Source organism: Curtobacterium sp. JUb34, from assembly GCF_003755065.1.
Classification (GTDB): domain Bacteria; phylum Actinomycetota; class Actinomycetes; order Actinomycetales; family Microbacteriaceae; genus Curtobacterium.
Genome location: NZ_RJVH01000002.1, coordinates 227,805 through 240,413, shown reverse-complemented (window position 1 = coordinate 240,413; position 12,609 = coordinate 227,805). Strand labels below are relative to the sequence as shown.

Below are 12,609 nucleotides of genomic sequence, written 5' to 3'. Positions count from 1 at the left end.
CGACTACCCGAACAGGTTCACGGGCCGCACGATGTCGGCGTAGATCAGCAGCGCGCTCATCCCCGCCAGCAGCACCACGACGACCATCGTGAGCGGCATCGTCTTCGCCAGGTCGATGGGGCCCGGGTCCGCCTTGCCGACGAGCTTGAAGGATCGTCGCTTGATTGCCTCCCACAGGGCGCCGGCGATGTGCCCGCCGTCGAGCGGCAGCAGCGGCACCATGTTCAGCACGAACAGGCCGATGTTCAACGAGGCCAGCAGCCCGAGGATCGTGTACGCCTTGTCGACCACCGGCACGCCGCTCATCGACGAGACCTCGCCGATCGCGCGGCCGACACCGACGACCGACACGGGGCTGTCCTGCGACCGCTCCTGCGCGCCGAACGCAGCGTTCCAGACGGCCACGAGGCGCTGCGGCAGGTCGATGATGAGGTGCGCCGACGCGGAGATCTGCGCACCCGTCGCGGGCAGGACCTCGGCCGGCGACTGCCGCACGAGCGACTGCCCGATGCTGACGCCGACGACACCGACCCGCTGGGTCTTCGTCGTGCCGTCGTCGTTCGTGACGACCTTGCCCTCGGCATCGTAGACGTCACGGGTGGCGGTCGTCGGGGTGATCTCGAGCGTCTTCCGGGCGCCGTCGCGCTCGACGACGACCGTGACCTGCTCGCCGGCGGACTCCTGGAAGACCTCGGAGACGCGCGCGATGGTCGGGTCCTGCTCGCCGTTCACCGAGAGCACGACGTCGCCGGACGCGATGCCGGCCTGCTTCGCCGGCGACTCCGGGTCGCCCGAAGTGCACTCGGTCGCCTGGCTGGTCGGCAGGACGCAGTCGACGCTCGACGTGAAGGTCGTGGTCGGTGATCCGAAGCCGCACAGCAGCACGCCGAACAGCACGATGCCGATCACCAGGTTCATCGCGGGGCCCGCGACCATCACGATGATGCGCTTCCAGGGGGTGAGTCGGTAGAAGGCACGGGAGTCGTCGCCGCCCGAGTCCGCGATCTGCTCGGCGCTGGCCTGGCGGGCGTCCTGCACGAACGCCCCGTACATGCCGGTGTTCGTGATCGCACTCGGACGGCCGGAGGCACGCGGCTTGAGCATGCCGACCATCGAGATGTACCCGCCGAGCAGGATCGGGCGGATGCCGTACTCGGTCTCGCCCCGCTTGAACGACCACATGGCCTTGCCGAACCCCAGCGAGTACTGCGTCACCTTGACGTTGAACAGCTTCGCGAAGGACAGGTGCCCCAGCTCGTGGAGTCCGATCGAGACCAGCAGGCCGATGATGAAGACGACCACGCCGAGGACGAAGAGCAGGACGGATTCGACGGTCACCGGGAAAGGGTACGGGACGGTTGCCATGACGGAGCCGAGCGCCGTCTGAGAGGCGAGCTGGGCCTCCGGGCCTGCGCGTCACGTCCGCGGTCTGCCGCCTCCGCGTCGGACGGGAGGCGCGACTCGCGTCAGCGGGTCAGCGCGCGGTCCGCCGCGGCGCGGGCCCAGTGCTCCGCCGCCAGCACGCCGTCGAGTGACGACTCCCCCGCTGTGTGCTCCTCGACGACGCGCTCGACGGTGTCGACGATGTCCAGGAAACCGATCGCACCGGCGTGGAACGCGGTGACCGCCTGCTCGTTCGCGGCGTTGAACACGGCCGGGAACGTGCCACCCAGCTCACCCACCCGCTTGGCGAGGGCGACGGCGCCGAACGCGTCCGTGTCGAGCGGCTCGAACGTCCAGGTGCTCGCCGTGGTCCAGTCGAGCGGCACGCCGACGCCGGGCACCCGGTCCGGCCAGGCGAGACCGAGCGCGATGGGCAGGCGCATGTCCGGCGGCGAGGCCTGGGCGATGGTGGAACCGTCGACGAACTCGACCATCGAGTGCACGATCGACTGCGCGTGCACCGTGACGTCGATGCGGTCGTAGGGCACGCCGAAGAGCAGGTGCGCCTCGATGACCTCGAGCCCCTTGTTGACGAGCGTGGCGGAGTTCGTCGTGACGACGAGTCCCATGTCCCACGTCGGGTGCGCCAGCGCCTGCGCGGGCGTGACGTCGCGGAGGTCCGCACGCGTGCGACCACGGAACGGTCCGCCGCTCGCGGTCAGGACGAGGCGCTGCACCTCGGCGTCGGCACCGGAGCGGAGCGCCTGCGCGATCGCCGAGTGCTCGCTGTCCACGGGGACGATCTGGCCCGGCGCTGCAGCCTGCTGCACCAGGGAACCGCCCACGATGAGGCTCTCCTTGTTGGCGAGCGCCAGCGTCGCGCCGGTCTCGAGTGCCGCGAGCGTCGGCCCGAGGCCGACCGAGCCCGTGATGCCGTTCAGGACGACGTCGGCCTCGACGCTGCGGACGAGCTGCTCGGAGTCCTGCGCCCCGAACGCCGTGTCGCGCACACCGAACCGGGCGGCCTGCTCGGCGACCAGGTCGCGGTTGCTGCCGGCGGTCAGGCCGACGACCTCGAACCGGTCGGGGTTGCGGGCGACGACGTCGAGCGCCTGCGTGCCGATCGAGCCGGTGCTGCCGAGGACGACGATGCGGCGCCGCGCCACGGTCAGCCCTTCGCGAGGATGTCGACCACGAAGACGAGGGTCGCGTTCTTCGGGATGCCCGAGCCCTCCTGCGGGTTCGCACCGTAGGCGTCCTCCGGCGTGGCGACGATCAGCACCTGGGAACCGACCTTCTGGCCGACGAGCCCGGTGACGAAGCCCTTGATGAGCGCGCTCTCGGAGACCGTGAAGGTCGTCGGGGCGCCCTTCGACCACGAGGAGTCGAACTCCTTGCCGGTGCTGTAGACGACGCCCTTGTACTGCACGAGGGCGGTGTCGCCGTCGGCGATCGACGCGCCGTCGCCCTGCTTGAGGACCTCGACGGTCGTCTTCGTCGGGGCCTTCACACCGTCTGGGATCGTGATCTCCGGTTCGCCGGACGCCTTGTCCTTGACCGTCGGCAGGTCGGGATCCTGGTCCTGCGGGGTCCCGTTCGCCTTGGTGGGGGTCTGCGCGACGACGTCCGCGACCACGACGATCTCGCCGCCGGTGTTGAACCCGAGCGCCGACGACTGGCCGACCGCGGCGACGCGGTCGCCGACCTTCGAGCAGGCGAGCAGGGCTCCGAAGCCCGAGCCGCCGACGGACAGGACCTGCGGGTTGCCCTCGTCGAAGCCGACGGTGCCGAGCTTCTTGGCGTCGGACGCCTCGTAGACCGTGTACGAGACCTGGGCGTAGTCGCCCTCGTCCAGCGACGAGCCCTTGCCCGTCACGAGCTTGGTGGCCTGCGGGGTCTTCGCCGACAGGCCGGCCTCGAACTTGACCGTCGGGGCCTTCGCGCCGCCGAACGAGCCGGTCGCACGGATCGCGTCGGACGACTTGCCCGGGTCCGGGCAGGACGTGATCGCCGAGGCGGTGGCACTGGCGGTCGGGGTCGGCGACGCCGTGGACCCGTCCGAACCGGAGCCGGAGCATGCGGCGAGTCCCAGCACGACGGCGGGGACGAGGGCGATCGGGAGCAGGCGCAGACGCTTCACGGGACCCTAGTCTGCCCCACGTGCCGAAGAGTCCCCTGCCAATGTCGCGGCACGGACGACCGTCTCGGCCTCGTGGTGCACCGGGAAGGCGACGGAGCGTGCGATGAAGCAGAGCTGGTTGGCGGTGGCGTGCGCGGCCTCGGCATCGGCGACGCGGTCGGCCTCGAGGATCGTCACGACCGGGTGCAGGGTCGCCCCGGTGAGCTCGCCCGAGCCGTCGCGGTTCAGGTTCAGCGACGCCGTGGCCGTGTCACGGTAGTCGACGACGGTGAAGCCCTGGGTGACCGCGACGTGCAGGTAGCTGAGCATGTGGCACTGGGCCAACGCCGCGACGACGAGTTCCTCCGGGTTCCAGCGGTCGCGGTCACCGCGGAACGTGGGGTCGGCGGAGCCGGGCACGTCGGGCTTGCCGACCGCCGACACGACGTGGTCGCGGCCGTAGTCGCGGTAGCCGGAGGTACCGGTGCCGCGGTCCCCCGTCCAGCTGACGGAGACCTCGTAGGTGTGGTCCTGCACGCGGGTGCCCCTTCGTCGGCGTCGCTGGCGGTCGTCCGCCCTGGCTAGCATGGCGGCATGACGGTGAGCCACGAAGTCCGCACTGATCGCCATCCTCTCACCGCCGACGGGTCGGTCGAACTCGCGGTCCTCGACCGGTCCGGGTTCGACGAGAGCCGGCACATCGGCGCCGGGGTCGTGGTCGACTCCGCGGGAGCCGTGGTCGACTCGGTCGGCGACGCCACCGCCAGCATCTACCCGCGCTCGACGATGAAGCCGTTCCAAGCCCTCGCCGTCCGCCGCGCCGGTGCCCTGTTCTCCGACGAGGAACTCGTCCTCACCACCGCGAGCCACGCCGGCACCGCCGCGCACCAGGCCCTCGCCCTGCACATGCTCGAGTCGTTCGACCACGTCGAGGCCGACCTCGGGTGCCCGCCGGACATGCCCTTCGACCGCGCGACCGGCCGGACGATGGACGGTCCCCGACGCCTGGCGATGAACTGCTCGGGCAAGCACGCCGGAATGCTCGCCGCCTGCCGCGTCAACGGCTGGGACGAGGCGACATACCTGGACATCGAGCACCCCGTGCAGCAGCGTGTCCGCTCGGTGGTCGAGGAGTACACGCACGAGACGGTGGACCTGGTGGGCACCGACGGCTGCGGCGCCCCCGTGTTCCCGCTCACGCTGACCGGACTCGCACGCGGCTTCGCCGGTGTCGTCGCCCGTGCCGACGACGACTCCGCGGCGCTGACCGACGCCGTCCTGGCGCACCCGTGGGCGATCGACGGCGTCGGGCGGGCGAACACCGTCACGATCGAGCGACTGCAGGTCCTGGCGAAGCTCGGTGCCGAGGGCGTCATGGTCATGGGGCTCCCCGGCGGTGCCGCGGTCGCGGTGAAGGTGCTGGACGGATCGCAGCGCGCGGGCACCCTCGCAGCACTGGCCCTGTTGCAGCGGAACGGGTTGGTGGGTGCCGACGGCGTGGCCGAGGTGCTCGCGGCGACCGGTGAGCAGGTGCTCGGCGGTGGTGTGCCGGTCGGCGCGGTCCGGGTCGGCTCCGGCCTGCGCTGAGGCCCTCACCCGACGAGCTCCGGCAGTAGCGGGAGCACCGGGAGCACCGGTGTGAGCGTGACTCCGCGTCGGTCGGGTGGGCGACGGACGGTGCAGCCGTACCGGGTGACCTCGACCGCGGCGTCCCAGAGCCGTGGCATCGTGCCGAGGCCCGGCACGAGCACGACCGTGCCGCTCGGGCGTCCGGACCGGTCGAGCCGCGCGAGCACCGCCGTGCCGTCGGGCGCGGCCGTGCCGTCAGGTACGGCTGCGCCGTCAGGTACCGCCGCGCCGGCGGGCAGCGCCGCGGTCTCGCCGGCGGGGGTCTCGAGTCGGCCGGCCGTGCGGAGGTCGTCGCACGGGTCGGCGGTGGCACGGAGCTGTTCGGCGATCGCCTGGAACACCGCGGCGGCCAGTGCCCCGGTGCCGACGACCACGACGTGACCGGTCGTGTCGGTCTCCCACGGGACACCGTCCGGGCCGTGGCCGAGCAGGAGCCGTCCGGGTGCGCTCGGACGGAGGGGCTCGACGGTCGCTGCGGAGTCGTCGACGGACAGCGACTCCGGTTCGTGGCGTCCGTCCGCACTGGACCGGTACAGCAGGACGTCGAGCACCGCGCAGCACCCGGCGGCTGCGAACGCCACCGGGCGGGAGGCGCCGTCGAGGGGCGCGAACACCCCGGCGAGCACGAGCACGACGGCGGTCCCGACCAGGACGCACCGAGCAGCGAACGGGGTCATGCCTCCATCGCACCAGAAGCGCGACGGTGCCGGGGCGGCCCCGACCGATCTGTGGAGAAGGTCGGGACCGCTACTGCACGAGGAAGAACTGCTCGCCGATGTCCACGCGTGCACCGCGCTCCACGCGGTAGCGGCGCCCCGGCTCGCACCGGCGGATCGAACCGTCGATGTGCCGGACGACGGTGCCGTTGCCGGAGAACCGATCGGACACCCACAGGTCGTCGCCGTCACGACCGAGTTCGAGGTGGGTCTTGGAGACCGACTTGCCCGGGTCGTGGACGGTCAGCAGGTCGTCGTAGCGCTCCCCCGGCTGCGGACGCGGCAGTCGGCCGAGCAGTCCGGTGCCGTGCACGCCGAAGCGCTCGCCCGTGCTGAAGTGCAGCAGGAACGGCGCACGCGTCGGGGTCTTCGAGACGATGCGGGTCTCGTCGACGTCCTCGTCGAGTTCGTCGTCGTCAGCACGGGCCTCGGGGCGCTCCGACGGCGGGAGCGGGACCTCGGGCGTCGTCGCCCCGGGGACCGGTGGCAGCGGCGCGGCGAGCGGGGTCTGCGCCGTCGGAGCCCAGGACCGTTCGGCCCCCTGCGACTCGCCGGACTCTGCCGCATCACCGGGCTCGGACGGCTCGGTGACCGGCGCCGCGTGTGCGCCGCGGGGACGCCCACCCGGCCGCGATGCCTCGCTGTCCGGCAGGGCCGACTCGTCGTCGGCAGCGCCGTCGTCGGCAGCACCGTCGTCGGCAGCGCCGTCGTCGGTCGCGGCCTCGTCGAGCGTGATCTCGTCGGCAGCGGTCTCGTCGGCAGCGGTCTCGTCGACCGGGATCTCGTCGTCCGGCACGGCTGCCGACGACGATCCGCCCGCTCCGGCCGATTCCTCGCCGGAGTGCTCGGTCGCCCAGTCCGGACGCGCCATGGGCAGCGGCACGACCGGCCCGGTGAACGCGGCGGTCACGGCAGGCCGGACGGCACCGCACTCGCCGCAGAAGATGTCGTCCGGCTCGAGGCGGTTGCCGCAGACGTGGCAGATGGTCGTGGCGTGCATTCCCGGCGTCACGAGGGGTGCGGGCCGCGGCGGTCGGCGGTCGATCAGCGGCTCGACCACGGCGGTGTCCCCCGGCTGTGGCGGGGACACGACGGGCGCAGCGGCGGACTGTTCGCCGGCGCCGTTCGGTCCGGGCGCATCCGCGTCGGACCCCGCGGGGGCAGACGCGTCCTGCGTGGCGTCAGCCGAGGAGGTGTCGGCGTCGCGACCAGACGTGGTCGGGATCGGCGGCACGACGGGTACGTCGGGTTCCGACGGCACTCCGGGTTCCGCTGCGGCGTCCGGCTCGACTGCGGCGCCTCGGCCGACCCACCACGAGGGGCCGCTCGGAGCGGCGGTCGGGGCGGGAGCGACGGGCGGCGCCCACACCGGGGCCGGGGCCTCGTCGGGCGCCGGGGTCGCGGGGCGCTCGTCGACGGGGGCCAAGCGCGTGCGCTCGGGGTCGTCGGCCAGGGCGTCCGCGGGCTCGGACCGGTAGGCGTCCGGGTCGAGCGGCGGTTCGTCCTGAACAGGTGCGGCGCCGGGCTGCGCGGCCGCGTTCGACCAGTCGCCGAGGCCCGAACCCGAACCGTGCACGTGCGACGGTGCCTCGCGCGGGGCGAGGTCGTCAGGGCGCTGGACCGGCACGGCTGCCGGGGGCTCGGTGTCGCGGCGGTCGGCACCGGTCAGCCAGGCGCGGGTGGCGGGGTCGAGGGTCGACTCGGGCAGCCACGCGTCGGCGGCCGGATCGGAGCGACGTCCGTGGGCGTCGGGCTGCTGCAGGGGCGGTGGCGGGGCCTGCTCGACGGGGGTCGGAGCGACCGGCCGGCGGCTCGCCCCGGCGGTCACCGCGCGTCCGCACTCACCGCAGAAGATCGCCCCGTCCGGGAGCATCGATCCACAGTGTTCGCATCTGATCACGGTCTGCCTCTGTCCTCACTCGGCCGTCCACGACGCTCGTCAGGCCTCCGGCCATCGTAGTCACCGCGTCTCGCCGAGCCCTGACCGGTCGTCCCGCGCGGTCGATCGGGTCCGCGCAGGGACCGGAGCGACACGGCGGTGCGGAACCGCTCACGCCGCGTCCGACCGGCACGCAGGGTCCCGACGGCGTCGTCCGTCGCCGACCACATCCGGTCGGCAGCGACCTGGTCGACGTCGCTCGGTCCGAACACCGCCCGGTCCGCGAGCGCGGCCAGTCCGGTCCCGCCCTCACCCGGGGCGCCGGCGACGGTCTCGCGCCGGGTGGCCGATCCGGCGACGTCGTGCCCGCGGTCGAGGAGCGCGTCGCGGTACTCGTCCCACGCGCCGACGATGCGGCCGCGTGGCGTCGGTGCGCGACGACGCCGACGACGACGGATCCGCTTCAGCAGGACGATCACGCCGAACGGCAGGAGGACGAGCGCGATCAGCCCGAGCGCACCGAGCACCCAGGGCAGTGCCGCGAGCAGGATCTGCAGCCACAGCGGCTGCACGGGCGGCGTGTTCCGGTCGCTCTGCGGCGGCGCCTGCTGGTCCTGGTCCTGCTGGTCCACCGGGGGCGGCGGCACGACGGTCTCGGGGCGGGTCACCGGCTGCGGCGTCTGCTGCTGCTCGTTCGGGATCTCGCGGACGCTCGGGTTCGGGTTGAGCATCACCCATCCCCACTGCGCGGTGTCGACCTCGATACGGGCCGTGACATCCGAGCCGCGGAACGTGGTGGTGCCCCCACTCGCCGACGCCCCGGCGGACCCGGAGTCGCCGCCGGCGGTGAAGCCCATGACGACCCGGGCCGGGAACCCGAGCTCGTCGGCCATCAGCGCTGCGGCGGCCGCGTACTGCTCCTGGTCGCCGATCATCAGCGGCGACGTCAAGAGCTCCTGGATGCGGTCGGCACCGTGCCCGGAACGACTCATCCGGTCGTCGCCGACGCCGTGGCTGACGTAGCCGTTGCGCTTGAGGGCCTGGATCACCGCGACCAGCTTCGCGCCCGACGACGCATCGGCGTCGGTCGTGGCCTCGACCGTCTCGCGGACGGCGTCCGGCACGTCGCGCACCGTCGGGACCGCTGCGCTCCCGGGGCGGGCCGCCTCGAGCTGCGCGTCAGTCGGCTGGTCCGGCACCACGGCGGTGAGGTCGTACGCGGTGCCGTCACGGACCCCGCCGACCACGGCGCCGGTCTGCGTCGAGCCGTTGTAGAAGAAGGACCCGCGCTCGTCATCGGCGTCGGCACCGGTGAACTCGACGCGCTCCAGGTCGCCCACCGTCGGCAACCAGACCCCGCTGTAGCCGTCGACGGTCACCCCGACGCGCACCCTCGTGCCGGTCACGCCGCGGACGTCGACCGACGTCGGCACGCGCTCGAACGTGCCCGACGCCGAGGAGCCGTCCGACCCGCCGACGCGGTAGACGACGCCGTCGTAGGTGTCGAGCGTCGCGATGCGCACGAACCCGGTCTCCGGCAGTCCGGTGACCCGGAGCTGCGCCGTGTCCGCGGCGCTCCGCTCCTCGTACGCCCGGAACCCGCTGAGCGGGCTGACGTAGTCGCGCGGGTCGAAGGGCTTGACGACGTCGGTCCGGGCGACGGTGCGCTCGTTCCCGGGCGGTGCGACCAGCCCGAGTCCGGTGGCGACGACGGCCGCCGCCACGATCGTGCCCGTGCCGACGAGCGCAGGGCGCACGACGGACCGTGCGATCGGCACCGCCGACCCGATCGTGGTCGCGACGGCGACCGCGCGACGCGCGTGCCGCACCGTCAGCGCCCAGACGAGCGCGATGGCGACGAGCACGACGGCCGTCACGATCGACGTGTCCAGCCGACTCGGCCCGACCACGACCCCGACCGCGAACAGCACCAGTGCCGGGATGCTCGCGAGTTCCTGCCTGGAGGCTCGGGTCGCCACGCTCACGGCCGTCACCGTGGCGACGAGGAGCGTCACGAAGTACGGCACGAGGAGCGCCTCGTACGACCCGACCGGCAGGCTGATGGTCACCAGCTGCTTCCACCCGAGCGCGACACCGGCGAACAGCGCGAGCAGGCCCGGCCCCGTGGGCAGGACCCCGTTGGCCTGGCCGGGCACGGCCGCGGGCACACCGGCGAGCGTGAACGCCGCCACCGTCGCGATCGCCACGACGACGAGCGGCAGACGCAGGACCGCGCCGACGAGGGCGACGAGCGTGCCGAAGACGATCGCGGTCACCGCCGCGACGATCATCGAGTCGTCGCGGTAGACCGGCCACCAGGACACGCTCGCGACCGCGAGCAGGAGCCACACGACGAGGGTCCCGCCGGCGAGACGGAACGGCGCGAGCCGTCGGGCATCGCGATGGGAACGGCGGGTCGACCGGCGAGCACGCTCTGGCGGCGGCGGCGGAGTGGTCGCCGGAGCGGCGCTCACGCGGCGGCCGATCGGTGGAGGGCGTGCCGGAGGTCGTCCAGGTACCCGATGGTCATCACGGTCAGCCCTGCGACGCGCAGGAACCGCGGCTGCGCTTCGGGCTCGCAGATCACCGCGACGACCTCGACCCCGACCGGGAAGCGCGTCGCCGCGAGCCGGAGTGCCGGCAACCCGATCGTCGAACCGACGACCAGGAACGCCACCGAGATGCCCTCGGTGTCGCTGCCGACGATCCGCGATACCTCGGCGATGGGCAGGCAGGCATCGGCGAGTCCGACCGAGGCGAAGTCGTCGAGGAGGCGTGTGGGGGTGACGGTCGGCAGGGTCCGTACCGCGTAGACCGCGCGCTTCGCGAACTCCGGGGTGCGTTCGGACACGACGACCGAGACCTCCCGGCCGTCGCGGATCGCGCGGGCACCGAGCGACGCCGCCGCGCTCACCGCGAGCTCGAACTCCTCGTCGTCGCCGAACTCCGACCGGGCGATGCCGAGCGCCACGACCAGGTGCGAGCGGCGCGTGTCCTCGAACTGGCGCACCATCAGGGCGCCCGACTTCGCCGTCGACTTCCAGTGGATGGTCCGGGGGTCGTCACCGGGCATGTACTCGCGGATGGCGTGGAAGGCGATGTCGGCCGGTGACAGGTCGGTGGTCGCCTGCCCCTCGAGGTCGCGCACCAGCCCCGTGCTCGTCGACGGGATCGCGATCGTGCGCGGGTGCACGATGACCTGCTCGCGCGCTGTCCACACGACCTCGCGACGGACGAGACCGACCGGGTCGGCGCGGACACCGGTGACCGGACCCACGTCGAGCACGCCGCGGCGCACGGTCGGCACCGGCACCAGCTGCTCGAACGTGCCGTGCGCGCCGATCGCCGGGATCGCGACGTCGACCAGACCCGGACCGACCGGCACCTCGACCGTCGTCGGCACCGAGGGCAGGCGCGTCGGGTTCTCCGCCGTCACCACCACACCGGCCTCGTCGCCGACCGCCACCCGGTGCTGCGGCAGGCGCATCCGGATCACCAGACGAGTCCGGCCGATGAGCGCGATCGCCGCCACGACGACCAGCACCGCCCCCGCGAACCCGACGACGACGATCTCGCGCAGGCCGAACCGGTAGCCGGCGACGAACGCGACGAGCGTGAGCGCGGCGACCGTCCAACCGAGCCCGGTGACGACGGACGAGACCTCGCCCCAGGAACGCTTGACGAGCCTCCAGGCCGTCGCCCAGATCCGGACGATCCCGACGACCGCATCCGCGGCGACGCCTTCGCGGTCACCGACGATCCGCGAGCGGACGTTGGTCAGGCCGGCGACCGTCCCCGTGCGCTCGTACGCCGTCGTCCCGCGACGCGACCGCGTCGAGGACGGACGGCGCGAGCGCGTGGAGACGGGCCGGCGGTCCGTCACGTCGTGACTCGGTCGGCCGGCGGCGGCGTCTCCACCAGCAGCTGCGCGATGACGCTCGGCGCGCTGACACCGTCGAACTCCGCTTCGGCGTCGAGCACCAGGCGGTGCGCCAGCACCGGTACGGCGAGGGCCTTGACGTCGTCCGGGGTGACGTAGTGGCGGCCGCTCAGCGCAGCGAGCACACGTGCCGACCGGATGAGGCCCATGGCGCCGCGGACGCTGACGCCGAGGCGGACCTCGCTGGCCGAACGCGTCGCGTCGACCAGCCGTGCGACGTAGTCGGCGATGACGGCGTCGACGTGCACCGTGCGCGCCAGCGCGGCCATCTCGGTGATCGTCGCCGCGGGCACCACGCTCGCGAGCGGCACCGACGCCGACGGCGCCGACGAGGTCTCGAGGATCTTCACCGTGGCGGCGTGGTCCGGGTAGCCGATCGAGGTCTTCATGAGGAAGCGGTCGAGCTGCGCCTCGGGCAGGCGGTACGTGCCGGCCTGCTCGATCGGGTTCTGCGTCGCGATGACCATGAACGGGGCCGCCAGGCGGTGGTTCACGCCGTCGACGGTGATCGCCGACTCCTCCATCGCCTCGAGCAGGGCCGACTGCGTCTTCGGACTCGCACGGTTGATCTCGTCGGCGAGGACGATGTTGGCGAAGACCGGGCCGCGGTGGAAGTCGAACTCCTGGGTGCGCTGGTCGTAGACGCTGATGCCGGTGATGTCGCCGGGCAGCAGGTCGGGGGTGAACTGGATGCGGTTCGTGGTCCCCTGCACGCTCTGCGCCATCGCCCGCGCCAGGCTCGTCTTGCCCGTGCCGGGGACGTCCTCGAGCAGCAGGTGCCCCTCGCTGAGCATCGCCGTCACCGCGAGGCGGATCACGAACGTCTTCCCGAGGAGCACCTGCTCGACGTTGGTCACGATGCGGCCTGCGACGTCGGCGAACCAGGTGGCCTGCTCCGGGGTCATGCTCATGCGTGGTCGTTCCTCGTTCTCGGGGATGGCGG

The 12,609-nt window shown here is 72.9% G+C and carries 10 protein-coding genes; 1 reads left to right on the top strand and 9 read right to left on the bottom strand.

The genetic code is table 11. From position 1 onward, the window contains the following. Positions 1-3: 3 nt before the first annotated feature. The 4 genes from EDF63_RS07605 to EDF63_RS07590 form a co-directional block, all read right to left on the bottom strand. Positions 4-1,338, bottom strand: coding sequence for an RIP metalloprotease (locus EDF63_RS07605; RefSeq protein ID WP_185021336.1), 1,335 nt, complete (start codon positions 1,336-1,338; stop codon positions 4-6). Positions 1,339-1,466: 128 nt separating this feature from the next. Beyond that, entirely contained in the window at positions 1,467-2,549 is a 1,083-nt protein-coding gene (gene dxr / locus EDF63_RS07600) for a 1-deoxy-D-xylulose-5-phosphate reductoisomerase (protein WP_123312412.1), read from the bottom strand. 2 nt (positions 2,550-2,551) lie between these two features. Further along, positions 2,552-3,523, bottom strand: a complete 972-nt coding sequence (locus EDF63_RS07595; RefSeq protein WP_123312411.1) for an FKBP-type peptidyl-prolyl cis-trans isomerase — start codon at positions 3,521-3,523, stop codon at positions 2,552-2,554. A 6-nt stretch (positions 3,524-3,529) separates the two neighbouring features. Then, on the bottom strand, positions 3,530-4,039 hold the full coding sequence (locus EDF63_RS07590; RefSeq protein ID WP_260233016.1) for an OsmC family protein: 510 nt from the start codon (positions 4,037-4,039) through the stop codon (positions 3,530-3,532). A gap of 57 nt (positions 4,040-4,096) precedes the next feature. On the opposite strand from EDF63_RS07590, the gene EDF63_RS07585 reads away from it, so the two are divergent. Then, positions 4,097-5,089: an asparaginase gene (locus tag EDF63_RS07585; protein ID WP_123312409.1), complete on the top strand. Its 993-nt coding sequence runs from the start codon at positions 4,097-4,099 to the stop codon at positions 5,087-5,089. Positions 5,090-5,094: 5 nt separating this feature from the next. On the opposite strand, the gene EDF63_RS07580 is transcribed toward EDF63_RS07585, so the two are convergent. The 5 genes from EDF63_RS07580 to EDF63_RS07560 form a co-directional block, all read right to left on the bottom strand. Further along, positions 5,095-5,808 (bottom strand): hypothetical protein, encoded by a 714-nt coding sequence (locus EDF63_RS07580; protein WP_123312408.1) that lies wholly within the window; start codon positions 5,806-5,808, stop codon positions 5,095-5,097. Positions 5,809-5,878: 70 nt separating this feature from the next. Then, complete coding sequence (locus EDF63_RS07575; protein ID WP_123312407.1) at positions 5,879-7,747, bottom strand: zinc-ribbon domain-containing protein; 1,869 nt, start codon at positions 7,745-7,747, stop codon at positions 5,879-5,881. Continuing rightward, entirely contained in the window at positions 7,744-10,077 is a 2,334-nt protein-coding gene (locus tag EDF63_RS07570; protein WP_123312406.1) for a DUF3488 domain-containing protein, read from the bottom strand. The genes EDF63_RS07575 and EDF63_RS07570 overlap by 4 nt, the downstream gene beginning before the upstream one ends. 119 nt (positions 10,078-10,196) lie before the next feature. Continuing rightward, on the bottom strand, positions 10,197-11,609 hold the full coding sequence (locus EDF63_RS07565) for a DUF58 domain-containing protein (protein WP_123312405.1): 1,413 nt from the start codon (positions 11,607-11,609) through the stop codon (positions 10,197-10,199). Continuing rightward, positions 11,606-12,577: a MoxR family ATPase gene (locus EDF63_RS07560; RefSeq protein WP_123294288.1), complete on the bottom strand. Its 972-nt coding sequence runs from the start codon at positions 12,575-12,577 to the stop codon at positions 11,606-11,608. The genes EDF63_RS07565 and EDF63_RS07560 overlap by 4 nt, the downstream gene beginning before the upstream one ends. Positions 12,578-12,609 lie beyond the last annotated feature (32 nt).

What these genes read in the sequence shown, in the direction of transcription:
- EDF63_RS07580 (WP_123312408.1), bottom strand. Translation starts at nt 5,808, where the DNA reads ATGACCCCGTTCGCTGCTCGGTGCGTCCTGGTCGGGACCGCCGTCGTG.
- EDF63_RS07585 (WP_123312409.1), top strand. Translation starts at nt 4,097, where the DNA reads ATGACGGTGAGCCACGAAGTCCGCACTGATCGCCATCCTCTCACCGCC.
- EDF63_RS07560 (WP_123294288.1), bottom strand. Translation starts at nt 12,577, where the DNA reads ATGAGCATGACCCCGGAGCAGGCCACCTGGTTCGCCGACGTCGCAGGC.